This is a genomic window from Algoriphagus marincola DSM 16067 (assembly GCF_000429405.1).
Taxonomy (GTDB): Bacteria; Bacteroidota; Bacteroidia; order Cytophagales; family Cyclobacteriaceae; genus Algoriphagus; species Algoriphagus marincola.
The window spans coordinates 268,645-291,537 of the sequence record NZ_AUBU01000010.1; the positions used below are offsets into that span (position 1 = coordinate 268,645).

The 22,893-nt window shown below is 41.1% G+C and carries 21 protein-coding genes, 1 tRNA gene and 1 pseudogene; 10 read left to right on the forward strand and 13 right to left on the reverse strand.

All coding sequences use genetic code 11. The features are described 5' to 3' along the window. The first annotated feature begins 212 nt into the window (after positions 1 to 212). Positions 213 to 1,403 carry a DNA polymerase IV gene (dinB, locus tag G457_RS0111750; protein ID WP_026946660.1) on the forward strand — a complete coding sequence of 397 codons (1,191 nt, stop codon included), beginning with the start codon at positions 213 to 215 and terminating at the stop codon, positions 1,401 to 1,403. Positions 1,404 to 1,487: 84 nt separating this feature from the next. Here dinB and G457_RS0111755 read toward each other — a convergent pair whose 3' ends face one another. From G457_RS0111755 to G457_RS21395, 5 genes and pseudogenes are all read right to left on the reverse strand, one after another. After that, positions 1,488 to 2,612, reverse strand: a complete 1,125-nt coding sequence (locus tag G457_RS0111755) for an ATP-binding protein (protein ID WP_026946661.1) — start codon at positions 2,610 to 2,612, stop codon at positions 1,488 to 1,490. A 102-nt stretch (positions 2,613 to 2,714) separates the two neighbouring features. Beyond that, complete coding sequence (locus G457_RS0111760; RefSeq protein ID WP_026946662.1) at positions 2,715 to 3,341, reverse strand: hypothetical protein; 627 nt, start codon at positions 3,339 to 3,341, stop codon at positions 2,715 to 2,717. Next, entirely contained in the window at positions 3,338 to 3,712 is a 375-nt protein-coding gene (locus G457_RS0111765) for a GntR family transcriptional regulator (protein ID WP_026946663.1), read from the reverse strand. Before G457_RS0111765 ends, G457_RS0111760 begins: the two co-directional genes overlap by 4 nt. A gap of 1 nt (position 3,713) precedes the next feature. Beyond that, positions 3,714 to 4,562 carry a hypothetical protein gene (locus tag G457_RS0111770; RefSeq protein ID WP_026946664.1) on the reverse strand — a complete coding sequence of 283 codons (849 nt, stop codon included), beginning with the start codon at positions 4,560 to 4,562 and terminating at the stop codon, positions 3,714 to 3,716. Continuing rightward, a pseudogene (locus tag G457_RS21395) lies at positions 4,559 to 5,407 on the reverse strand (ABC transporter ATP-binding protein). The gene G457_RS0111770 and the pseudogene G457_RS21395 overlap by 4 nt, the downstream one beginning before the upstream one ends. 295 nt (positions 5,408 to 5,702) lie before the next feature. Between G457_RS21395 and G457_RS0111785 the strand changes: the two are divergent. Genes G457_RS0111785 through G457_RS0111800 form a run of 4 tightly spaced genes read left to right on the forward strand, consistent with a single transcriptional unit; the run spans position 5,703 to position 8,111 of the window. Continuing rightward, positions 5,703 to 6,152: a DM13 domain-containing protein gene (locus G457_RS0111785; RefSeq protein WP_026946666.1), complete on the forward strand. Its 450-nt coding sequence runs from the start codon at positions 5,703 to 5,705 to the stop codon at positions 6,150 to 6,152. Between the two features lie 3 nt (positions 6,153 to 6,155). Next, the gene (locus G457_RS0111790; RefSeq protein WP_026946667.1) at positions 6,156 to 7,049 is read left to right on the forward strand and encodes a hypothetical protein; all 894 of its coding nucleotides are present in this window, start codon (positions 6,156 to 6,158) and stop codon (positions 7,047 to 7,049) included. Beyond that, entirely contained in the window at positions 7,042 to 7,668 is a 627-nt protein-coding gene (locus G457_RS22245) for a Crp/Fnr family transcriptional regulator (RefSeq protein WP_051260806.1), read from the forward strand. Before G457_RS0111790 ends, G457_RS22245 begins: the two co-directional genes overlap by 8 nt. Next, the gene (locus tag G457_RS0111800; RefSeq protein WP_026946668.1) at positions 7,665 to 8,111 is read left to right on the forward strand and encodes a hypothetical protein; all 447 of its coding nucleotides are present in this window, start codon (positions 7,665 to 7,667) and stop codon (positions 8,109 to 8,111) included. The genes G457_RS22245 and G457_RS0111800 overlap by 4 nt, the downstream gene beginning before the upstream one ends. 78 nt (positions 8,112 to 8,189) lie before the next feature. On the opposite strand, the gene G457_RS0111805 is transcribed toward G457_RS0111800, so the two are convergent. The 4 genes from G457_RS0111805 to G457_RS0111825 form a co-directional block, all read right to left on the reverse strand. Further along, a complete protein-coding gene (locus G457_RS0111805; RefSeq protein ID WP_026946669.1) occupies positions 8,190 to 9,638 on the reverse strand; it encodes a HAMP domain-containing sensor histidine kinase in 1,449 nt (482 codons plus the stop codon). 12 nt (positions 9,639 to 9,650) lie between these two features. Next, positions 9,651 to 10,349, reverse strand: a complete 699-nt coding sequence (locus G457_RS0111810) for a response regulator transcription factor (RefSeq protein ID WP_026946670.1) — start codon at positions 10,347 to 10,349, stop codon at positions 9,651 to 9,653. 109 nt (positions 10,350 to 10,458) lie between these two features. Continuing rightward, the gene (locus G457_RS0111815; RefSeq protein ID WP_026946671.1) at positions 10,459 to 11,295 is read right to left on the reverse strand and encodes an alpha/beta hydrolase; all 837 of its coding nucleotides are present in this window, start codon (positions 11,293 to 11,295) and stop codon (positions 10,459 to 10,461) included. Between the two features lie 369 nt (positions 11,296 to 11,664). Continuing rightward, complete coding sequence (locus G457_RS0111825) at positions 11,665 to 14,199, reverse strand: phosphoenolpyruvate carboxylase (RefSeq protein WP_026946673.1); 2,535 nt, start codon at positions 14,197 to 14,199, stop codon at positions 11,665 to 11,667. Between the two features lie 233 nt (positions 14,200 to 14,432). Here G457_RS0111825 and G457_RS0111835 point away from each other — a divergent pair, with 233 nt between their 5' ends. After that, on the forward strand, positions 14,433 to 15,464 hold the full coding sequence (locus G457_RS0111835; protein WP_248602856.1) for a lactonase family protein: 1,032 nt from the start codon (positions 14,433 to 14,435) through the stop codon (positions 15,462 to 15,464). Here G457_RS0111835 and G457_RS0111840 read toward each other — a convergent pair. Next, on the reverse strand, positions 15,461 to 16,528 hold the full coding sequence (locus tag G457_RS0111840) for an o-succinylbenzoate synthase (RefSeq protein ID WP_026946675.1): 1,068 nt from the start codon (positions 16,526 to 16,528) through the stop codon (positions 15,461 to 15,463). The genes G457_RS0111835 and G457_RS0111840 overlap by 4 nt on opposite strands. Before the next feature lie 58 nt (positions 16,529 to 16,586). Here G457_RS0111840 and G457_RS0111845 point away from each other — a divergent pair, with 58 nt between their 5' ends. Next, a complete protein-coding gene (locus G457_RS0111845; protein WP_248602860.1) occupies positions 16,587 to 17,804 on the forward strand; it encodes an S-adenosylmethionine:tRNA ribosyltransferase-isomerase in 1,218 nt (405 codons plus the stop codon). A 4-nt stretch (positions 17,805 to 17,808) separates the two neighbouring features. Here G457_RS0111845 and G457_RS0111850 read toward each other — a convergent pair whose 3' ends face one another. Beyond that, positions 17,809 to 18,225 (reverse strand): LytR/AlgR family response regulator transcription factor, encoded by a 417-nt coding sequence (locus tag G457_RS0111850; protein ID WP_026946677.1) that lies wholly within the window; start codon positions 18,223 to 18,225, stop codon positions 17,809 to 17,811. A 92-nt stretch (positions 18,226 to 18,317) separates the two neighbouring features. Between G457_RS0111850 and G457_RS22250 the strand changes: the two genes are divergently transcribed. Beyond that, complete coding sequence (locus tag G457_RS22250) at positions 18,318 to 19,808, forward strand: hypothetical protein (protein ID WP_051260808.1); 1,491 nt, start codon at positions 18,318 to 18,320, stop codon at positions 19,806 to 19,808. Here the strand turns inward: G457_RS22250 and G457_RS0111860 are convergent. Together G457_RS0111860 and G457_RS0111865 are read right to left on the reverse strand one after the other, a co-directional pair. Then, on the reverse strand, positions 19,805 to 21,046 hold the full coding sequence (locus G457_RS0111860) for a PAS domain-containing protein (RefSeq protein WP_026946678.1): 1,242 nt from the start codon (positions 21,044 to 21,046) through the stop codon (positions 19,805 to 19,807). The genes G457_RS22250 and G457_RS0111860 overlap by 4 nt on opposite strands. Positions 21,047 to 21,245: 199 nt before the next feature. After that, positions 21,246 to 21,497 carry a hypothetical protein gene (locus tag G457_RS0111865; protein WP_035483718.1) on the reverse strand — a complete coding sequence of 84 codons (252 nt, stop codon included), beginning with the start codon at positions 21,495 to 21,497 and terminating at the stop codon, positions 21,246 to 21,248. A gap of 371 nt (positions 21,498 to 21,868) precedes the next feature. On the opposite strand from G457_RS0111865, the gene G457_RS0111870 reads away from it, so the two are divergent. Beyond that, positions 21,869 to 21,957 (forward strand) — tRNA-Ser (locus G457_RS0111870). 379 nt (positions 21,958 to 22,336) lie between these two features. Further along, positions 22,337 to 22,893, forward strand: a 557-nt coding sequence (locus G457_RS0111875; protein WP_035483720.1) for a phage integrase SAM-like domain-containing protein, incomplete at its 3' end; no start/stop codon positions are given.

Sequence of the window (22,893 nt, forward strand, 5' to 3'; positions counted from 1 at the left end):
CTTGGCGAAGCCATATCTTCTTTATTTCAAGACAGCTACGCAAACACTTTTTTAAGATAGCCCTACGGGTAGATAGCTATCTCACTGAACGAAGTGAAGTATATCTTTCATTAATTGACAACTCCCGCCACTTCCCTTAATCCCCTTCCCCAAATCTAATAAAAATGATTAAATTATAAACATTAAAATGTCAATAATATTAACAAAAAGTCATGGAGGGGAAGCGAAGTATTGCACATATGGATTTGGATACGTTTTTCGTGTCGGTGGAGCGGCTTTTTGACAGCAGGCTCAATGGAAAACCCATACTGATCGGGGGTTCGAGTGATCGGGGTGTGGTCGCCTCCTGCAGTTACGAGGCAAGGAAGTTTGGGGTGCACTCGGCCATGCCTATGCGGACAGCCCGGCAACTCTGCCCCGAGGCCATCATTGTCAAGGGGGATTTTGAGAAATACAGCCAAAAATCACATGAGGTCACCGAGATCATCCAAGAATCTGTTCCGCTCTTCGAAAAGTCCTCTATCGATGAGTTCTACATCGATCTGACTGGGATGGACCGCTTTTTCGGTTGCTTCAAACTCGCTCACGAACTCCGGCAGCGTATCATCCGAGAGAGCGGACTGAACATTTCCATGGGGCTGTCGGAAAACAAAACCGTCTCCAAAGTGGCCACCGGCGAAGCCAAGCCCAACAATGAAAAGCAGGTACCCAATGGAGAGGAAAAACCCTTTCTTGCCCCCCTATCCGTGCGGAAAATCCCGATGATCGGGGAGAAAACCTCCCAAACCCTCTACAATATGGGTATCAAAAAGGTCCATACCCTGCAGCAAATGCCCTCCCAATTGCTGGAAGCAACTTTTGGGAAAAATGGGAAGATGATCTGGGAAAAAGCGAATGGCATCGACCGTAATCCGGTTATCCCCTACTCCGAAGCCAAGTCAGTTTCTTCCGAAAATACCTTCGAAGAAGATACCATCGATGTCAAGATGCTAGAAGCGACCCTAGTGGCGATGACCGAGCAACTCGCCTCCAAGCTTCGTCAGAAGGGGCAACTCACCGCCTGTGTGAGTGTGAAGATCCGCTATTCGGACTTCGAGACGCACAGCATGCAGCAGCGGATTCCCTACACTTCGGCAGATCATAGCATCCTGCCTGTGGTGAAGGAGCTTTTCCGCAAACTCTACAGCCGCCGACTACTCATCCGACTGATCGGGGTGCGCTTCAGTAGCCTGGTCTATGGCAATTATCAAATCAAACTCTTCGAAGACAGCCAAGAACAGATCAATCTCTACCAAGCCCTAGACCGACTCAATGTCAAGTACGGCGACAAAACCGTCTGTCGGGCCGTCGCCATGGGTGTAGGGAGGAGAAGATTTAAGCCTTTTAATGGGATGGAGGTTTAAGCCTTGGATAAGCCTGATATTTTTTACAATTTAGGAATCATATTCCCAAACTGTAAAAATATGGTAGATTAATAACCCTCACTTTTAAATCAAAAACTCAAGATAGTTTTCTCGATGAACCACCTGAAATTCGGTTTCGGGATACGCTTCAGCAAAACCCAAGGGAAGTCTTGCCCTCCGTTCAGGGTTCCATTTTGCCTCAAAGGCATAGAGCTTCCCTCCTCGCTCTTCCAACCAATCCAATTCCTTACCCGTGGTGGTTCGCCAGAAGTAGACATTCGTCGGAATCCGGTGATAGGCCAAATACTTCATACGCTCGCTGATGATGAAATTTTCCCAAAGTGCACCCACATCCGCACGAAGTGCTACCGAATTGAAATTATTAATAATGGCATTTCGGATGCCATTATCCCAAAAGTAAATCTTACGGCTTTTCTTGATTTCCCTTCGCATATTCCGGCTGAATGAGTTCAATCGAAAGATCACAAACGCCTTTTCTAGCAAGTCCAGGTACTTCTCGGCGGTTCCCTTATCGATCCCGATGGTATTCCCCAAGTCATTGTAGGTAACCTCCGAGCCCACTTGCAAAGCCAAGGCGAGCAGTAGCTTTTGAAGAATTGCAGGTTTTCGAACCTCTTCCAAACTCAGCAAATCTTTGTACAGGTAACTGCTAGTTATCTCTCCCAAAGCCTCTTGCGCATCGGCAGGAAGATTGATCACCTCCGGATAAAATCCATAAATAAGCCGGTCTTCTAAGAGCCGCTTCTCCTCACGCTCGGAAGTATGTCGGCACAATTCTTCCGTGGAAAATGGATAAAGCTGAAATTCTCGCTTTCGTCCAGTGAGCGGTTCATTGATGGTATTGGCTAAATCCAAAGCAGAGGAACCGGATGCGATCACCTGCACTTCCGGAAAATTATCGATGAGCAATTTTAATGTTAGCCCAATATTTCGAACTCGCTGGGCTTCATCAATAAATACAAGCTTCCGATCTCCGATCAACGATTGGAGGGAAGTCATCGTCGCTTCTTGCAAGCTCAGCCGGTCGTCTATATTATCACAATTCAACCACAAATCTTCTATATTCAGCTGCTTTAAAAGTTGACGCATGAGCGTAGTTTTCCCAACTTGACGTGGACCCACGACCAGTAAAAGCTTTCCTTGATGGATTCGTTTGAGCAATTCTGTCTCAATGATTCGATGGATCATGAATCAAAAATATGTATTTTATCGATCGTAACCGAAAATAAACATGTAATTTTTCGATTACGATCGAGAAATATCAAATTATTGATCAAAAAGAATTGACTCCTACTCTACGAATACCGTTGCTTTCTCACCTTTTTCAAGATTGATTTTGCCGATTTTACTCGGAATGCTCAGCCAAGCCCGATCTTCCAGACTTCCCGTCAGCTCCCCGATCCTTCCCTTGATAAATAACTGTCCATTAAGAAAATCTATCGTCACCTGATCGAGTTCACTCAATTGCAACTCGTGTTCAGGGCTTTGGAAAGCCAAAGAATCCATGCTAAGATTTTCCAAGATCAGCCTGCTCTCATCCAAGACTTGAATCTCTCTGAGACTTTTCACTTTCAATAGGAAACTCCCATTGGAGGCCTGCTGTAGCTGATCAATGTGTAACGTATCATTGGTAACACGATACTTTTTAATTGGCTCTGATTTGGGAGGCTTTACATCCCCTCCGTGAATCGTAATGTATTCCAAATAGGTAGAGTCAGCCAGCACTATTTTCAAATAACTGGAGTTTTGAATTTTTACTACCGAAAAATCATTCAATTCAAACTTTTCTCTCCGAACTTCATCTACAATTGAATAATTTCTTTGGGTAGTCATGGCGAAAGAAACAACCAGACTAATCACCAAGGTAATCCATAAAAAACTTAGATATCCAATAATTATTTTATTGCTCTTTTTCATTTTTTAGCATCATTTGAGTGGATAACTGCAAGAAGTGATTCAAGATCTTCTGAATTGAGTTGTAAAACCTGAATCTGATGAATGATCGGAGGCAAGGTCTCCTTAAAGAATTCTTTTCGCTGAATGCCCAAGAGGGTCGATCTGGCCTCCGGTGAAATAAAAAAACCAATTCCCCGCTTATTCTCCAGAATCCCCTCCTCCTCCATCAGCGCATAGCTACGCATGACTGTATTCCGATTGACTTCGATATCTGCGGCAAGTTCCCGTACAGATGGAATTTTATCTCCAGGCTGCAACTTCCCAGTGAGTATCTGATCGACCATCCAATCCCGGATCTGCAGAAAGATATTTTTATGTTCGCTGAAGTCCATCTTATACCTGCTTTTCTTTCAGTTTGAAATAAGCCACCACATAAGATAAAACCACCGCCAGCCAAATCCAGATAGCTGACATAATGATTATCAAAGGCGTATCAGGGAGCAATTCAGGTTGATCAACCTTGAGGATTTCATATTTCACTTGTCCATTTATAGATATAGATAAAGTTCCCGGATCCATGATCCATGATAAAGCGATAGAAGTCGCACTGATTGCCAAGTAAACCACAAAAAGGCTGAATGGCATCCAGATAAAATTATACTTTCCAAAAATCAAACTTCCAGCCCAAATCAAAGATGGAATCAAAGCAAAAAGACCCAATAAAATTAACTTGATAAAAAATAACTGCTCTCCGAAATTTTCTATCAGCCAGAACTCCTTCCATTCCAAAATCCCTATATTATCTATGGTGACATTGGTAAAGAAAAGCGGACCAAACAATTGGAATAAGCCCAAACCTAAATTAGAAGCTCCCCAAAAGATAATGGGATAAATAATTAACAAGCCAGCCATCTTAATTGAAAGCTCGACTATATATTTCTCTGCTATGCTAGCCGGTAGCATCAAATAGCTTTTTGCATTTTGAGGATTTCGTAGAGCTAGGAAGCTTTGTCCCACCCAAAGCAAACAAATGACAAAATATCCACTGAGAAAAATGCCATGAACATAACCTGTTTCGAAGGTAAGATAGCCATGATTGGAAAATAGGATCAATTGGTAAACCAAAATAATCAACCCAATAAACCCAAATATGGCGGTCAAATATGTCGTTTTATAGGTAGCCCAATAATATTGTAGAAGCCAACCCATTCGGGTCAAGCTGATAGCTTTAGCTGTTTTCATGCTGTAAGAGAATTAGTTTTTGAAAGAAAAGAAGCTATTGGAACACCTGAGGTGACCCCTTCAAAGAGTAATTCTAGGTTCACTACCGTTTGGGCTTGAGTAGTTCGTTCCTGAATGAATTGAACTCCCAAAGCCGATGACTGGGAATAAATCGCACCGGAAACTTCCGATTGACTGACACCAAAATGAAGCGAGTCAGCTAAGTCGCTAAGGTCTGCATCCAGTTTGATTTGCCCTTGATCCAAAATCATCACCCGGTCCAATATATTCTCCAAGTCCCTTATCAAATGCGTGGCAATTACCACTGTCTGATCTTCACTTAGCACTGAAATCAGTTCCTTACGGAATGCAGATTTACTCGAAATATCCAAGCCATTCGTCGGCTCATCCAGCAGAATCAGGGCACAACCCGAACTCAAAGCCATCGCCAAGCCGACCTTTTTCTGCTGACCAAAAGACAGGTTTTTTATTTTTTCCTGTGAGTCAACTTCAAATCGATCTAGCAACCGAGTGAAAATCTCAGTATCAAACCGTGGATAAAAAGGCTGTAAAATCTGCTGATATCGCTCAGCAGACAAGTGTCCGGGAAGAAAGTTTTCATCCGGTACGAAAAAGACCTCGCTTAGGAAAGTCTGATTCCTTTGCTCCGGAGAAAAACCCAAAACAGACACCTGACCCGAATTTGGAAATAATTAACCCGCCAAAATTCGGAGAAAGCTAGACTTCCCCGCTCCATTTTTACCAAGCATCCCAATGATATTGCCAGTCCTGCTTTCCCAGTTTAATTGGGAAAAAAGTTGGGACTTTTTTGAATAGGAAAAATCCAAGTTTTGTACCTGAATCATAAGCAGTGTATTAGTGTCATAGTGTATTATGACACTAAAATACAAAAACAAAATATTAATCCAAATCGAAAGGAAGTTTTTAAAAAAAAACAAAAACAACGCAACCAAAGATTGAATCAGATATTGGAAGAAAAAGAGAACCGCCTTTTTCCAAAAAAAAGGTGAAACCGAATACAATGAGCTAATTCAACAGTATTGTACCACCATTTCTCCTCCATTAAAAAGCTTTAAACTTCCGTGACTTTTTCGTGATACTCTTCAGCCAATTTTGACTCAAATCAAAACCAATAAAATCATGAAAAAAGTAATGCTACTCTTTTACATCGCCTTCTTGGGAATTGTCTCATGCACGGAAGACAGGGATCCGGTTGTCATCGACCCTACCCAACCGACAGGAAGTCTGACAGTCCTTCGATCTGGAACTTTCATCGATCAAAATAATGCAGGATCCAGTGGGACTGCCAGCTTGGGTACCGATACACAGGGAAAAGAATTTTTAAGATTCGATGGGGCATTTAATACGGCCTTGGCTACAGGAACTGTCACCGTCTTTCTATCCACTTCAATGGAATTTATGCCTGATCCAGCCAATGGAAACCCCAATCTCTTACCACTTGGACCAGTAAGAATGGCCGGAGAGAATTTCTTTGCAATCCCAGCAGGCATGTCCACTTCCAAATACACCCACGTCATCCTTTGGTGCGGTTCTGTGGGCGTTCCTTTTGGCTATGCAAATCTCAATTAAATTATGATGCTCACTCAAAAAGGAAGCTTGTTCCGAATCCTTGGAATCGGATTGAGCTTCTTGCTTTGCAGCAATGCTGGCTTTGCCCAAAGCGGATGGACTAAGGAAAAAGGTGAAGGATTCTACCAGCTAAGCTTCAATCGCTTTAGCTCTTCGGATTATTTCACGCTTGGAGGAGAAAAACTCAGTACAAATACCTTCACCCAAAATTCATTGGTTTTCTATGGAGAATACGGCTTGACCGAACGCTTCTCCTTGATCGCCAACTGGCCCCTTCAAATTTGGAATGGGTTTAATACCACGGAAACGGTCAGCGGCTTGGGTGATTTGAGGTTGGAGTTTAAGCATTCCTTACTAAAAAAGTACTTGCCTTTGGCCATTTCTATCGCTCCGGAAATCCCAATTGGTCGTGCAAATAACTTTGCCCAAAGTACTCTCAATGACTTTGAATCCATCAATCTGCCTTCAGGAGATGGAGAATTCAATGTATGGACAACCCTTTCAACCTCTTTTGCCTTGCCTAATACGCCACTATATGGAAGTATTTTCGGTTCCTACAATTTCAGGACTTCCTATGAAAATGTATCCTTCTCAGACCAAGTTGCGATCGGAATCGAACTAGGGTATCAAATCGCAGGGAAAGTCTGGGTCAATGGCCGACTCCAGGGGCTCAATTCAGTAGATGATGTCTTGGTAGCAACAGACTTTGTTCGGGGAGACGGTACGGAATATACCAGCTACAGTTTTGGTGCATCGGTACCGGTTTATCAAGATTTTCATCTTTCTCTGAACTATAGAAACTTTGCCGATTTCCTTTACTCACGGAAAAATCTCTATTCGGCAGCTACTTTTTCGATTGGAATCTATTATCAAGTAAAACCCAAAACCAATGAATAAAGCAGACAAATCCTTTACTCAACCCAATTTCCCTCAGCTTCTTCGATTTCAAAAAGGAGAGCAGATATTGGGGCAGGGAAAACTCTTCCAAGGCTATTTTCTCATTAAATCCGGATTGGTCAAAACTGTCCGCTACCAAGAATCCGGAAATAGCACACTACTCTCTATCAAAGATCAGGGTGAATTTCTGGGCGAATTTCATGAAGAGCATACAGAGAAAAGACTCTCCTATTCAGCATTTGCCATGGAAGACAACACGCTAGTAGAGAAAATACAAATGGAGGAACATCCCAACTTAAAGCTAATGCGGATCATTCAAACTTTACAGGAAGAAATCCACACTGCAAGGCTTCGACTGGAGCGGATGTTGTTCCAAGATGCAGAATTCAGAATCATCTCTGTGCTAAAAGATCTTGGAGAGCGGTTTGGAGAAAAATACGGGGATGAAACCCTCCTCAAACTCCCTTTAACACATGAAGAACTTGCCAAGTTGACGGATACCAGCCGTCAGACTGTAACGACTATCCTTTCTGGCTTAAAAGCCCAAAATAAAATCAATTACAGCAGGGGAAGAATTCTTTTCCGAAATATTCATCAACTCAAAACTCCCAACTTATGAAAACTCTAATTCAAATATTTGTAGTCTCCTTCCTTTCCTTGATCCTTTCCTGTTCCTCAGAATCCATGGAGCCCATTCCCCCCGACGACTCTAATCAAGTCGGTGAAAACTTTGAGATTTTGAGAACTGGAACGCTTAGTGCTCAAAGTTCAACTAATACCCGTGGCATGGTGCAATTGATCCAGGATGATGAGAATAAGTTTTTCATTCGGTTATCAGATGATTTTACAACAAAATTCAGCACAGGTACAGTGACTGTTTACCTTTCTACCAGTCAATCTCTAAACCTAAATAATGCCTCCACCTTTCAATTGGTATCGATTGTGGGAAAATCTGGAGAGCACTTTTTTTCCCTTCCGGGAATGCCAGATGAAAAATTTACCTATGGAATTATTTGGTGTGGAGCCGCTGGAATCCCTTTTGGTTTTGCACTTATGGAATGACAAAAGTTTTAAATCATCTCCTAGCCAAAAAGCCTCCGTTTAGATTGAACAGAGGCTTTTTTATTTTTTTAAAAGACTTTATGCAGGCAAAACAAATTCAAATTCTGTGTAACTCTCGGAGTCAGATGAAATGTGGATTTCGGAGCCGTGGATTTCCAGTATTTTTCGAACGATAGCCAGGCCAAGTCCTGACCCTTCAATTCCCTTCATGTCTTTATCTACTTTGTAATACCGGTCAAAAATGGATTCCAAATCTTCCTTTGGGATTCCTTCACCGGAGTTTTTTACCCGGATTTTCACTCCACCCGGTGCACTGCAGGCTTCCAATTCGATATGGCCATGATCCGGTGTGTACTTCACAGCATTATCCAATAAATTCTGAATCACTCGGTCAATCAAATACAAATCAGCCTCCACAAAAGGCAAATTCGCACAGATACTGGAACTGATAGCAATATCTTTGGATTGGGCTAAGAGTTCGTATTTCAAACTGGAATCCACCAATAATTCCTGGATTTTCAACTTCTCCTTTTTTACCTGCATTTGTCCCGACTCCAGTTTGGAAAGGTCAAATAGATCCGTTACCAGTTTGGTCAATTTATCAACCGAATTGAGAATAATTTTGTAATAACCACGCTTTTCATCCGGGGTCAATTTTTCATCCCGAATCTGAAGGGTTTCCACATAGCCATTAATAATCGCCAGAGGATTTCGCAAGTCATGGGATACATTGGCGATCAATTCCCGACGAAGCGCATCTACATTTTTGAGTTCCTCAATATTATCCAGAATGGTATCTGCCATGGAATTAAAGGTTTTGCCTAGCAAAGCCAAATCAGAATTGGAGGTAGACTGAGGCACTCTGGCTTGCATATCTCCTTCTTTGAATGCTTCCACTGCCACGACTACTTTTCGAAGGTGTCTAGTCCACCAAGCTATCAAAACCAAGCCAATTAAAAGACCTACGATCAAGGTGATGAGGATGGAATTCAGCGTCAGTCCTAGCCAATAAGAACCCAATAAATCGGAGCTGATAGTATCGAATTTTTCACTTTCCAAGGTAATGTAGACATAACCTTGGAGTTCCCCATTTTCATAAACTGGCGCTGCGGAAAACACTGAAGTTGTACCGGGATTTCTCGGATTATCACCCAAAACAAATTCGCTTCCTCCTTCAGAAATAAATTGTTCCACTGGTTCTATATCAACAGCCTTCAGCTTGACCAATTGATCCAACACTACATAGGATAATATCTCCCCTTTCGGATTTAACAAATACACCTCGATTCCAGGATTAACGGCCATCATGGAATGCATAATGACTCCTAAGGCCTCTTCGTCGATTTTGCCATCTTGAAAGGGGTTGACTTCCTTGATTAAATAAGAAGCCACTTCCGCATTGAGTTTTTGGGTAGTTTCCTGAAAATAGCGCTGGGCATTTTTAGCAGTAATCAGGATATATGAAGCTCCAACCAAGAGTAATACCAGAATTAGGGAAAGCGATAATCTCCAATAAAGACTTTTCATAATTTTCGGGGGTTAGAGTTCGTCATTGAAGCGATAGCCTACGCCCCAAGTAGTTAAGATGTAGGAAGGATTGTTTGGATCCGATTCGATTTTGGATCGAAGGCGATTAATATGTGCATTCACAGTATGTTCATACCCACTGAAATCATAGCCCCAAATCAATTCCAGCAGCTCCCCTCTGGAATAGCTTCTCCCGGGATTTTTTGCCATGAGATACAAAAGGTCAAACTCTTTTGGAGTCAGCTCTACTCTTTTTTGATCAAATTGAACTTTTCGTTTTTCTATATCGATTTCTAACAGCCCCTGATAAATGAGCGTTTTTTCTTTTTTTAATGCTAAAAGCTGGATCTCCTGTCTACGAAGAATTGCCTTAACCCGAGCTAGAAATTCCCGGATTTTAAAGGGTTTGGTCAAATAATCGTCTGCTCCAGACTCCAGCCCCATGACTTTGTCAATTTCCTCTGATTTGGCTGTTAGCATCAAGATTAGAGTAAAAATTTCCAAAGCACGGAGCCGTTGACAGATCTGAATCCCATTCATCTCAGGAAGCATCACATCTAAAATAATTAGATCGAATTCCCCTTTTTGGGCCAATTCGAAGCCTTTTTTACCATTATCAGTCACCTGCACTGCATAACCATCATCCTTTAAGTGAAGCTGAAGCAATTCATTGATATTGGGATCATCTTCTACGATAAGTATCTTTTTCATATTTTCGGAATGAGCCGAAAAATAACCCCAAAAGATCACGAAAGTATCACAGGACTGAAAATCCTTGTCTTTAGAAAAAAACAATTGACCACTTCATGTTGTCTTAATTTCAAACTCTTTGTCTTACCCACTCCAAAATCAAACTCAATACCTCTTCTCTGTCCAAATCATTGAGCAATTCATGATAAGCCCCTTCAAAAATCTGATGACTTTTATCCTGTGAAGGTGAATTATCATAAAGTAAGCGCGAGCCCTCAGGATTGGTCAGCCGATCTGCTGTCCCATGCATAATCAAAAAAGGAAAATCGAATTCACTAGCATTAGATTGAATAAACCGCATCATTTGAAGCAGTTCGTAGCCTGTCCGAACAGGAATTTTATCCTGATAAACCAAGGAATCATTTTTATATTTTTCCACCTCTTCAGGTATTCGGGAAACACCCTCAATATCTAATGCCAAGGCTTTCAGTTTCGGGGCGATTTTATTCAAGATTCCAGAAATCGCTACCAAAAGCGGTGAGGTACCACCAGCTTCCTTGATAGCTGGAGCTGATAGAATAACCCCGTTGGTTTCAGGTTTATACCTTAGTGCATAGGCTGCCGCCAATCCCCCACCCATGCTATGTCCGAAGATAAAAGTTGGAACACCGGGCGCATAGGCCTTCACTTTCCCATACAAGGCATGAATATCTTCCAAATAAGTCTGATAAGAATCAAAATAAGCACTGGGACTGGGAAGAGCTGACTTTCCATGTCCTCGCCCATCAAAGGTAAAAACTGCCACACCCAGCTCTCCTAGCCCATTTACCAAAGATTCATATCTTCCGCTGTGCTCACCAAGACCATGAATAAGCAATAAAGCCGCTTTGGGTTGATCTGGCATCCAGGCCTGAAGATAAAGTTTCACTCCATCTGGGGATTGGTAACTTGTTTCGAGATGATTCATGGCTTTAATTTTTTGGAAAATGGAAATTACAAAATATTCATTTCCTTTCTGGAAGCCTGATAGGTTTGCATTTGGCCTAGTTTAAAAAAACCTTGTGACCGCTTCAAAAAAAGCGTACGAAGTGGCTACAAAAGCCATTTCTGTTCGAAAACGAGTACTTCTTTTTAATCCTGAAATTAAACCGATGGACAGGAAAAAAGCCCTGAAATCATAAAAATCCCAAAAGCCGGAACCCAAAACTGTTTTCTGTAGTAACTGATGTAACTATGTCGCATTAAGGTTTTGCTGCTCATACGGAGAGTAAGGCTTTTCTTATAGTTTAGTTGATCAAGACATGGTAAAGAAAGCTCCTTGCGGAGCTTTCTTTTTTTAAGCTGCATTTCTTGCTGCATTGATGATTCCAAACATGCTTCGCAAAATCAATTTTTGAAGCGTTTTATCATCTTTGCTCTCTTCGAGCATGGTTTGAATAGCATATTGCTGAATGGTGATTAGGGGCAAGACTATTCGCTCACGGATGGAAATGGATGTGCGGCTCACCGGATTATCCCTCATCAGCTCTTCCATCTCTGCCACTTGCTTGATAGCAGCAATAGATCGCTGATATTCCTCGTACATGAGTTCCCAAAATTCACCATAATCCTTATTCTCTTTAAGGTAAGCAGTAGCGGGATAAAAGCATTTGTTCAAAGATTGCATAGAGTTACCTAGCAGAGTCCTGAAGAATAAACTGCGCTGATATAAATCTCTGAGCTCAGCAATTCTACCCTGTTCTTCCAATTCAGAAATCGCCGCTCCTACACCGTAGAATCCTGGAATATTCTGCTTCATCTGCGCCCAAGAACCCACAAAAGGAATAGCACGAAGATCTTCAAATTTCAATCCATCTGATTTGCCCCGCTTCAAAGGTCTTGAACCAATATTGGTCATTCCAAAAAACTTCAAAGGGGTCACATGCTCCAGATAAGGCACAAACTTGGGATGGTTTTTAAATTCTTTGTAAGCTTCATAGCCTCTATCAGCCAATTCTGAAATGAGTACACGTTGACTTTCTGAAAGGTTTCGCTCTTCATCTGAGTACAGGTGGTTTTCCAAACCTGCACTTAATAACTGCTCAAAATTGTAGACACAAGAAGCCTGCTTTCCATAATTGGCCGAGATGGTTTGACCCTGAATCGTCACTTGGATTTCTGCATTTTCTACCCGATCTCCAAGGGAAGCATAGAAATTATGCATATTTCCACCTCCTCGAGCCGGCGGTCCACCACGGCCGTCAAAAAACACGACCTCAATGCCATTTTCCCGGGAAACCCGAGTCATTTCTTCTTTCGCTCTCAAGATAGACCAATTGGCCTTGAGATAGCCACCGTCTTTGGTTCCGTCCGAAAAGCCCAACATGATCGTTTGCTTATTTCCTCTGTGTTGAAGGTGTTTTTGATAGACAGGAAGTTTATAAAGGAAAGACATAATTTCAGGTGCCGCTGCTAAATCATCGACTGTTTCAAAAAGAGGCACAATATCCAAATTCATCCCTTTATCATCTGAGTCAAGACTAAGTTTGGTCAGTTGAAAAACCTCCAAAAGATGTTTTACTGATTGACAGTTGGAAATGATGTATCGGTGTAAGGCATCCGGGCCATTCCTGTCTTGAATGGTACCAATACTTTGAATAGAACGAAGCATTTCCTGATGAAATTCATCTTTGAACTTCTCTACTTTTGGTAGTGATTTTAAGGATAGAATTTGGTCTATTTGAGCCTTTTCATCTTCCTCCCAAGATTGACCCTCTATCTGCAAAAGTTCATCCCAAAGCCCATCATGCTTACGACTATCCTGCCGCATATCCATGTATGAAAAGTGAAAGCCAAAAATCCGAACCTTCAAGATGAATTCGTCCAGAAGCTCTAAGAATAGCCCATCATGATATTTGATCAGCGCTTCTCTTGCAGTCAGCAATTCTCCTAAAAGTTCTTCAGCACTGTTATATATCGGTTTTTCCTCAAATAAAGTCACAAAAATACCGCGCTCTACCCGGAGCATCACTTCCTCGACATGCTTGAAAGTCAGTCTCCTTCTTAATTTTCTTAAATCCCTGTAGTAGCACCGAAGAATCCATTTTTTGAGCCGTTCTGCTACTTTCAAAGTCGTTTCATGGGTCACAAATGGATTCCCATCCCGATCACCACCTGGCCAAAACCCAATTTTCAATAGACCAGGATTTTCCCAAGTATGTAGAGGTTGCTCCAGGCTTTTTAGCAGACGAATCATGATATCAGAAATGCTTTGGTAAAAGACGTTTTCCAAATACCAAATCAAGCTAACTGCTTCATCAAAAGGAGATGGCTTTTCCCGATTGATAAAGCCAGTTTTTCCCAGCTGCTGCAAAAGCAAATTGATCCGGCCAATATCATCATGTCGGATGGCATCTTCCAGATCCGTTATAATTCCTAGAACATTCCCGGGATAAAATTGAGTTGGGTGGGCTGTCAAAGTCAAACGCACGGAAAAAGTCTTTAACTTTTCAATTAAAGCTTCTTTTTTCCGGTCGCCCTCTGCCCTTGTAATCAAGGCTTTGATCGAACCCTTTCCTCCCAAATCATTGATTTTTTCATAGGCTGCATCTTCGATGGAATCAAATAAAACCACCTGACGCTCTACGTACTGAATCATTTGGAAAAGGAGATCGCTGCGTTCTTTCTCAGAATTATTTGGCATCATATCCTTGAAAAATCCCTCTATGATTGCTCGGGGAGATTTACCTTCTTCAAAACCTTTCGTACAGGAAGTTGCCAATAAAGGAAGCATAGTGCCTGTTCGAAAAATATGATCAAAAGGAAGATCCAGAAAAAGTGAATTATAAATAGTAAATCGCTTGGCAACTTCAGTCTCGTAGGGTGTTTGCATTTTATTTGGTTTGTAAAGCTTGCTCAAATTACGAATTTTTCTGCTTTTTGGCTAAATTTTTACCAATTCATCAATTCCAAAGTCGATTTATTTAGCATTAATCAGCAGGGCAAAGCTCCTTTCGATTATTGACTTTTTTCGTACTTTCCCAGATGAAAAATATCTTAGTAGCCTTCTTAATCTTAGCGACTTTTTCCTGCGCAGAGGAATCAAAAATCGAAATTGAAAAAAGTATGAAATATAACTTTCTAGTAGGCAGTTATACAGACAGTTCAGAAGAAGGGATCGGATTATTGAGCTTCAATCCAGAAGATCAAGCAATCACATATAAGGTTATTGCACCGGGAGTCAGTAATCCCTCCTTTGTTCTTGAATCTGGAGAATTTGTTTTTTCTGTAGAAGAAAATGAAAATGGGGCTTTAAAGTCTTTCAGCTGGAACGAAGAAAAATCGCAGCTTTTTCAGATCGACAGCCTATTCAGCAGAGGAGCACATCCCTGTCATATTGCAGAGAAAGATGGGATTTTGGCCGTCAGTAATTACAGCGGTGGAAATTTTTCCATTTACCGATTAGCTCCCAAAGGGCGGTTAGAATACCTTCAATCAATCCAACACTCTGGTAACAGTATCAACCAAAGCAGACAGGAATCTGCTCATGTTCATAGTGCAAATTTCAGCCCTGATGGGAGATTTTTGCTTGTTGCTGATTTGGGAACCGATCACATTTATACCTATCAAATTGACAGAAATAATTCGGAGCCAGTCAGCCTTTTGTCAAAAACGGCCATGACTCCTGGAGATGGCCCTCGACACTTGGTATTTTCCCCAAATGGGGATGAAGTTTATGTGGTTCAAGAACTGACCGCCACTTTAGAGGTTTTTGCTTTTCAGGATGGAAACCTCATTAGTCAGCAAAAGCTGTCACTTTTAGAACCTGACTTTAAAGGGGCTGTGGGAGCAGCGGAAGTTCGAGTTTCAAAAAACGGAAAATTCATCTACGCCTCCAACCGTGGTGACGCGAACACAATTTCTGTCTTTGCAAAGACTGATGAAGGTCCATTTGAAACGGTGCAGCATATTTCAAGTGGTGGGAATATGCCCAGAAACTTTTCACTGACATCTGATGAAAAATACCTTTTGGTAGCGCATCAGGCATCAGAAGACGTGGTTGTTTTCGAGCGAAATATCGAAAATGGCATCCTCACTCCTACCTCTATTAAAGTATCAGCGCCAAAGCCAGTATATTTATTCTCAGTAGAAAATTAACGAGGAATTTCCCAACTCAAATCCTTTTGGTAGCGGATATGACCAGCAGAAATTACAAGCGGTGAGTTTAGATTATTGTGGTAAAGCTGACCGGTACCTAGGCCCTGAGGTACCCTCGGATTGAATTTCGAAGCTAATTGTGCGATCGCATTCAGACCGATATTGCTTTCCAAAGCAGAAGTCATCCACCAACCAATCGCTCGTTTTTCGGCCTCTTCTATCCATTCTTCTGACTCCAAAAAGCCACCAATCAGAGTTGGTTTTAAAATGATATGCTGTGGTTTAATATGGTCTAAAAGCAATCCTTTATCCCGAATTCCTATCAATTCCTCATCGAGTGCTATGGGTAGTGGGGTCTTGGCACAAAGCTTTGACATCTCTGCCCATTGCCCTGCTGCGATGGGTTGCTCTATGCTATGGATTCCTAGCTCTGCCAATCGTTCGAGTTTGGAAAGAGCCTCCATGGTACTAAAAGCCCCATTGGCATCCACTCGGAGAGTCAATTCATCCTCAGAGAAGCGCTCCCGGATATAGCGAAGTAAATCCAATTCCTGCTCAAAATCGATAGCTCCGATTTTCATTTTGATACAAGTGAAACCTTGCCTGATTTTAGCATCGATTTGCTCTCGCATAAAGTTTCTATCTCCCATCCAAATCAAGCCGTTGATCGGAATCGGCTTTTGCCCATCGTAGAAGTTGTTTGGGAAAAACCGCTTTTCTCCATCCTGAAAAAAGTCCATGATAGCCATCTCCAGGCCAAATCGAAGAGAAGGAAAGTCGGAAGGAACGATATCCTTTATAAAGGCCAACAAGGATTCTTGCTCCTCAGGAAAATCATAGTTTGAAAACTCATTTAAGAAATCCTGCACCTTGGCCTCAAAATCCGGTCTATCATCAACACTCAGCCTTACCAGTGGAGCAGCCTCTCCCCAGCCTATTCGGGAGTCCTTTGAATTTACAGCCTTGATCCACCAAATATTGCGGGTCTTCAGTACCCCTCGGGAGGTACCTGCGTCAAATCGAAATTTCAAAGTGCGGGGTACGAGCTGAAATTTTAAAATCATGGAAACGAATGGGTATTAAATGAGTTTGAAAGTATGAACTATATTTGCGGCCAAATTGATTGAAATCGTGCAAAAAGTAAACCTCCAAGAATACGAATATACGCTTCCTGAAGAGCGAATCGCAAAGTATCCACTTGAAAAACGGGATTCTTCCAAGCTACTTCATTACCAATCAGGAAAAATTTCCCATCATCATTTTTTCGATTTACCTGATTTTTTGGATAAAGGAACCTTGCTTGTGTACAATGATACCAAGGTGATACCCGCACGACTGATCTTTCAAAGGGAGACGGGAGCCCGTATAGAAATATTTCTACTCAACCCCGTCCAGCCTACCACAGTGATTCCCGAGATTATGCTTTCGACCCAGCCAGTGACTTGGCAAACCATGATAGGCAATGCTAAAAAGTGGAAAAGCGGTGAGATTCTAAAAGGTGTGATAGAAATCCAAGGCCAAAAAGTGGTCTTAGAAGCCAAATTGGTGGACAAAGAGAATAAATGGGTAGAATTCGATTGGAATAGCGAAAGTGTACCTTTTGTAGACATCGTCGAATCAAGCGGGGAGGTCCCCCTTCCTCCCTATCTCAATCGAAAAGCGGAAGAAAGTGACAAGGACCGCTACCAAACGGTCTATTCAGAAAAGGAAGGAGCTGTAGCGGCACCGACTGCCGGACTTCATTTTACTGAAGAAGTTTTTAAAAATCTTCGCAAAAAGGGAATCCAAGAAGCTCAAGTGACTTTACACGTGAGTGCAGGGACCTTTCAGCCTATCAAAGTGGATGATGTAACTTCCCATCCTATGCACAGTGAGCAAATTCACCTTCAAAAATCAACCATTGAAAAGCTTTTGAATCAGGAAGGCCCAATTGTGGCAGTGGGTACCACCTCAGTCCGTACACTTGAAAGCCTGTATTGGTATGGGGTCCAGCTTTTGGAAAACAAGGGCATTGCTTTTCAAGTCGCTAAGTTGATTCCCTATGATACAAGAGAGAGTCTGCCTTCAAAGAATGAATCCCTTCAAGCAGTTTTGAATCAAATGGAGGCAGAAGGAAAAGTAGAAATCATGGGCGAAACAGAAATTTTCATTTTCCCCGGATATCAGTTTCAAATGATCGACGGATTGATCACGAATTTCCATCAACCGGGGACCACTTTGATGCTATTGATCGGCTCTTTGATTGGCGATGATTGGAAAAAAGTCTATCAGGAAGCCTTAGATAATGATTATCGCTTTTTGAGTTATGGTGATAGTAGTTTGCTTTGGATCAATAAATAAATAATTATTCACTCGACAGACGCTGAATTCCATCAATCAAACGCTGATAATAAGTACGTCCTACCGGAACCATATCCTCTTCAATTTTCACCTCCCGGGTGGAAATCACAGATATTTCATCTAAGCGAACCATGTAACTTTTATGGACCCGCATAAATTGATCTTTTGGCAAAGCATCTTCGAAATCTTTGAGAATATTCCGTACAGAAATCACAAAATTTCTGGTGACTAGAGTCGTGTAATTTCCGTCCCCTTTCAGCCACAAGATATCCTCATACTTGACTTTCACCAGAGTACCTTCTTGACGGACAAAAAGGGCGCCTTTAATCAAAAGAGGTTTTTCTTTTTCCAAAGAAGCCTCTCCCTGACCATTGCTATTCCCATTACCGTTTCTCTTGATATTTTCTAGAAGCTCTTTCATTGTCTTGGAATTTATTATGCAACTTACTATTGAATCGCATTGTTTAGAATTCGTACTTTTGCATTTAAGATTTATTGGCTAGCGATATCTGTATGAAAATCAGACAGTTTTTTATTCTGTTTTATTTAGTTTTTTGGGCGTGCAATCCTAAAGAGGATCCCAATCCCATCCCCAATCCTCCGATTGAAGAAGATCAATCCTTAGTATCCTTTGAAGGAATTGATCTTTTGAATGGCCAATATTCGGGCAAGCAAAAGTTTGCAGATACATGGGAATTGGAAATCAAAAACCTTGAAAATCAGGCTTCTCAAATCATCACTTTGACCCCAAATGAATCGCCCATTTCCTCCCCTATTTCACTCCCTTTCAGCAAATACAGTTACCGCTATCGATCCGCAGAAATCCCTGAATTCTCCGAGCCTCTTCCAGTAGATATTCTGGGTGAATTTGAATTAAAAAACTCTACAGAAACTATCCGCTTACAAGTATCGGGACTCAGTGAGCAACTCAAAGTCAGTGCAAACTTTGATTTAGCCACTCCCCAAGTAATTGCTCCCTTTGAAAAAAACCTATTCTCTTATGAGAGCAGCTTTCAAGCCTATTTGAATTCCAAAGAGCTATTAAAAATCAAAGTCCCTTTGCCGGGTTCAATTGACCACCTAATCCAATTTCACAAGCCAGAATCTTCAGAAAATTACTCCATCGAGTATCCGGTTTCGGTCCCGGGTTTATACGAAAGAAAAATCAAATTAAACACGGATGGCTTCCCTTGGTCACTCATTCCTACACCACTAAATACCCTTGATGAAGAACTCGATGAAATCTCTGGTTTGGCTTTCTATCAGAATCGACTTTTTGCAATTAACGATGGAGACAATCCAAATCAAATCATCGAATTGAATCCTTTAACGGGAGCAATCCTCAGGAAAATCACTGTGGAAAATGCTACCAATGTAGATTGGGAGAGCTTAGCACAAAGCGATCAACACCTATTTATTGGGGATTTTGGAAATAATCTAGGGGCTAGAAAAGATTTGACCATTTATCGAGTGAATTGGGAAGATGTCCTGAATGAAGAAACTGTAGCAGCTGAAAGAATCACATTTAATTACCCCAACCAGCAGGATTTTAGTCCTCGGGAAAATCACCGTTTTGATTGCGAAGCTTTTATTTTTGCTGATAATCAGCTGCACATTTTTACCAAAAACAGGGGAAGAGATGACTCCGATTATCACCGGATACCGGCTATCCCGGGAGATTACGCTACTGAATTGATTGAAACTTTACCGACAGATGGCCTAGTCACAGGGGCAAGCATTCAAGCCCAAACTGGGAAAATCATCTTTATAGGCTATAAAATACCGCTTGAAGGATTCGTCTGGCTAGTGGATGGTTTTGAAGAAAATGGGCTAACAAAAGACATCAAGAGAATTCAGATAGAAGTTTTTCCAATGGGACTGACCGAAGGAATTGTCTTTCGGGAGGACGGAAATGCCTGGTATAGTTCAGAGAGAGTTACGCTAGCGGGTATTTACGACATTCCAGCGCGCTTGTCCATCCTAGGTGTAGAAAACCTTTACTAGTCAAACCTAGAAGCTCTTTCAGCAGATACTCGAATCTCATGATCCAATTCTTTGGCCAATGGCTTCATGTATTTAAAGTACTTCTTGTTTTCGGAGTCGAGTTTTCCCTCGTCAATCAAATCCAATAGCCCCAACATGGACGAAAGCGGAGATCTGAGAATATGGGAAGGCTTCAAGACCAACTCACGAAGAAGTTTATTCTCTTCCTGTAAAAGTTGAATCTGTTTACGCATTTTGCTTAACTCAAAGCCATGAACCAAAAAGACTCCCGGTCTATGAAATGCTTTTATTCGCAATTGATAAAAAATATGTTTGTCATCTACCTCAATAGACCAATCAATTTGAGAATCTAATCCCTGAGATAATTTCTTATGAAATTTTTCATAAAAAACGGGCTTTTGCGACCAATCGATCAATTCTCCAATTTTTGGCTTTCTTCCAGAGCTTATAGAAATTAGGTCTTCAGCCACACTATTTAATTGAATAAGATTCAAGCCCTCGTCTACCAACCATACTGGCCCTGGCATCAATTCCAATAAATCCCTATCCCAAGATTCATTTCTCGAGCTATCAATCCTTGAAAGACTATTAGCCTGCATAAATAGAACTACAGTTTCATTTTGCTTCAAAAAGATCAAACTCAAATTATTTGAAAGCTTGAACACCTTCCATGGGCTATCCCATTTTTCAGCTTGAATAGAATTGATTATTTCATCTGAAAAATCAAAATAGTCAAATAGGCAATTTCCTTCCAGGTCAGTTTGATACACACCAAAGGCATCATCAATTGATCCTTCGACTTCTACAATTTCAAAATCTTCTGACAGCGTGATCTTTACCGAATTCAGTAAATCCAGAAGATTGAATAATGATAAATCTAAATGATGCAGGTTCAATGAAACGCCCAAGCCTACCAATCCGATTGGATCATTTTGATCATCTATAACCATGGAAAACTCCCAACGGATTGGTTGAATTTTTTCATCCTTCCAAAAAAGAATAATGGATTCCTTACGTTTCGGATTTGCCATCAAGGCATTCAATGTCTCCAAAAGTGCCTCCGAAGAATCATCTCTTAAATAGTCCGAAAGAAGGCTATTTCTGGTAATTCCATGATTTTCAATCGCTGGATTTAAATCAGAAATTCTTCCTTCCACATCGAGAATCGTGCAGAAAAAGAAGTCTGATTTTTTGATGAAATCAGGGATTAAACTACTGTCTGTGGTCAGGCTTACCAATTTTTTGGAGTGTTGAATTCAGAATATATACCCGAAAGTGAATAAAAATTTTTATAAAAAAAACAGAGCTTTTTGTAAACAAAATTTTGAAAACAACTGATTATCAAAAGCTTATTCGTTTCAATAAAAGAAAAAGCAAGAACTCTTACTAAAAATGCTTTTTGTCAAAAAAAAGAGTTCTGAAAAAAAGTGATTTTTTTTAGATAAATTTTTCCAATTCATGGAAATCAATGTAGTCAATCTCCTTTACAAGCAAGATTAAAGAATTGGCAAATTCCTGCCGGCAGGAATAAACCTCAAATCTCCACTGAGCCTCTTGAGACTGTTTCACCTTTTCAGATCCAAAAAGTCTGGCCAACTCCGCACGGTTATTAGATTTGATAGAAATGAAATCTTTTCTTTCGGGCAAGCCTGAAATCAAGTACTCAGCTTTGTTTGTTTGTATAATCATTGAAAAATAATTTGATCAAATATAGAAACCCGGGGAAGTGAAAAAAATACCATAAAGTGGGTATTTTTAATTTATTGTGAAGATAAGTGTCAGATTTCCAAGCACCCTGAATCTAAGTGTGAAATAATTCTTGTTTCAGGGATATTTCCCCTTGAAATAAACTTGTGAAAGTCTTTTCAATTGAATTATATTTGCAACCGCTAACAAGCTAAAAGGGCTTTGTTTGAGTGTCAGAGGTACTCCATCGAAGAAAGAATTTCAAAATTGGACTGAAGACTCTGGGAAAGTATAACAGAAAAAGAGTTGGGTGAGTGGCTTAAACCATCCGCCGCGGCGGATAAACTGGCGTACTATCCCATAAAATGATATTAAGAGAGTTGGGTGAGTGGCTTAAACCAGCAGTTTGCTAAACTGTCGTACGGGTCAAACCGTACCGGGGGTTCGAATCCCCCACTCTCTGCAAAATTGGTTTTCAAACACATTTAAACCCCAACAAAATTAATTTGTTGGGGTTTTTGTTTTTACAGCATCTCGTTCAAATTTTTTGAGCTAAATAATTGAAATTCAATAGCTTGTATATAGTTGGTTTTTGATTGCAAGTGTCTGAAATTTGATAGATTCAATCCTTAGGTAATTGTCGTATTCAATAGGTAGAATTCATTCAAATACAAAGAAATGCAGGTAAAAAAAGCGTAAACCTACGCGTCTCAAACTAATTAATTAAAAGACGCACGGTTTTTTAGACTTTCCTCAAAAAATAGGGAGTGGTCCCTAACTGGTGATTTTTTCCGATTGATTTTGTGCTAGTTGAAAAAATCTGAAACCAAAATCAATCTGTCATGATGGAAAAAACCTTCCGGATAACGTTTTTTCTGAAAGCCCGGAAAAACAGCCCGAACAATCTTCACTATATCTTTTTGAGAATTACTGTCAATGGAGAGCGGAAAGAGCTATCGACCAAACTGGACTGGCCCAAAGAACGCTGGAGCCCCAAGCTGGGGATGGCCATAGGAAATAAAAGTGACGCCTTGCAGCTGAACTCTTATCTGGATTCGGTCAAAATGAAAGTGATGCAGGCCAGACAAAAGCTGATGGATGAGGGAAAGGAGCTGACCGTGCAAGCCATTCGAAACATCTTACTCGGTGAAAGCGAAGAAAACCAGTTTCTGCTGGAAATCTTTCAGCGGCACAATGAGCACATGAAGTCCCTACTGGGTTCGGAATTTGCTCCCGGCACCTTGGAGCGATATGAAACCTCCCTGAAGCATACCCGGGATTACATCCGCTGGAAGTACGACAAGGAAGACTTGGAGATCAAGAAGCTGGACTATGAATTCATAGCCGATTATGAATACTGGTTTAAGTCTGTGCGCAAATGCAGTCACAACACCACGGT

What these genes read in the sequence shown, in the direction of transcription:
- G457_RS0111755 (WP_026946661.1), bottom strand. Translation starts at nt 2,612, where the DNA reads ATGATCCATCGAATCATTGAGACAGAATTGCTCAAACGAATCCATCAA.
- G457_RS22245 (WP_051260806.1), top strand. Translation starts at nt 7,042, where the DNA reads ATGAATAAAGCAGACAAATCCTTTACTCAACCCAATTTCCCTCAGCTT.
- G457_RS0111770 (WP_026946664.1), bottom strand. Translation starts at nt 4,562, where the DNA reads ATGAAAACAGCTAAAGCTATCAGCTTGACCCGAATGGGTTGGCTTCTA.
- G457_RS0111810 (WP_026946670.1), bottom strand. Translation starts at nt 10,349, where the DNA reads ATGAAAAAGATACTTATCGTAGAAGATGATCCCAATATCAATGAATTG.
- G457_RS0111760 (WP_026946662.1), bottom strand. Translation starts at nt 3,341, where the DNA reads ATGAAAAAGAGCAATAAAATAATTATTGGATATCTAAGTTTTTTATGG.
- G457_RS0111805 (WP_026946669.1), bottom strand. Translation starts at nt 9,638, where the DNA reads ATGAAAAGTCTTTATTGGAGATTATCGCTTTCCCTAATTCTGGTATTA.
- G457_RS0111800 (WP_026946668.1), top strand. Translation starts at nt 7,665, where the DNA reads ATGAAAACTCTAATTCAAATATTTGTAGTCTCCTTCCTTTCCTTGATC.
- G457_RS0111865 (WP_035483718.1), bottom strand. Translation starts at nt 21,497, where the DNA reads ATGATTATACAAACAAACAAAGCTGAGTACTTGATTTCAGGCTTGCCC.
- G457_RS22250 (WP_051260808.1), top strand. Translation starts at nt 18,318, where the DNA reads ATGAAAATCAGACAGTTTTTTATTCTGTTTTATTTAGTTTTTTGGGCG.
- G457_RS0111815 (WP_026946671.1), bottom strand. Translation starts at nt 11,295, where the DNA reads ATGAATCATCTCGAAACAAGTTACCAATCCCCAGATGGAGTGAAACTT.
- G457_RS0111850 (WP_026946677.1), bottom strand. Translation starts at nt 18,225, where the DNA reads ATGAAAGAGCTTCTAGAAAATATCAAGAGAAACGGTAATGGGAATAGC.
- G457_RS0111825 (WP_026946673.1), bottom strand. Translation starts at nt 14,199, where the DNA reads ATGCAAACACCCTACGAGACTGAAGTTGCCAAGCGATTTACTATTTAT.
- G457_RS0111835 (WP_248602856.1), top strand. Translation starts at nt 14,433, where the DNA reads ATGAAATATAACTTTCTAGTAGGCAGTTATACAGACAGTTCAGAAGAA.
- G457_RS0111840 (WP_026946675.1), bottom strand. Translation starts at nt 16,528, where the DNA reads ATGATTTTAAAATTTCAGCTCGTACCCCGCACTTTGAAATTTCGATTT.
- G457_RS0111790 (WP_026946667.1), top strand. Translation starts at nt 6,156, where the DNA reads ATGATGCTCACTCAAAAAGGAAGCTTGTTCCGAATCCTTGGAATCGGA.
- G457_RS0111785 (WP_026946666.1), top strand. Translation starts at nt 5,703, where the DNA reads ATGAAAAAAGTAATGCTACTCTTTTACATCGCCTTCTTGGGAATTGTC.
- G457_RS0111765 (WP_026946663.1), bottom strand. Translation starts at nt 3,712, where the DNA reads ATGGACTTCAGCGAACATAAAAATATCTTTCTGCAGATCCGGGATTGG.
- dinB (WP_026946660.1), top strand. Translation starts at nt 213, where the DNA reads ATGGAGGGGAAGCGAAGTATTGCACATATGGATTTGGATACGTTTTTC.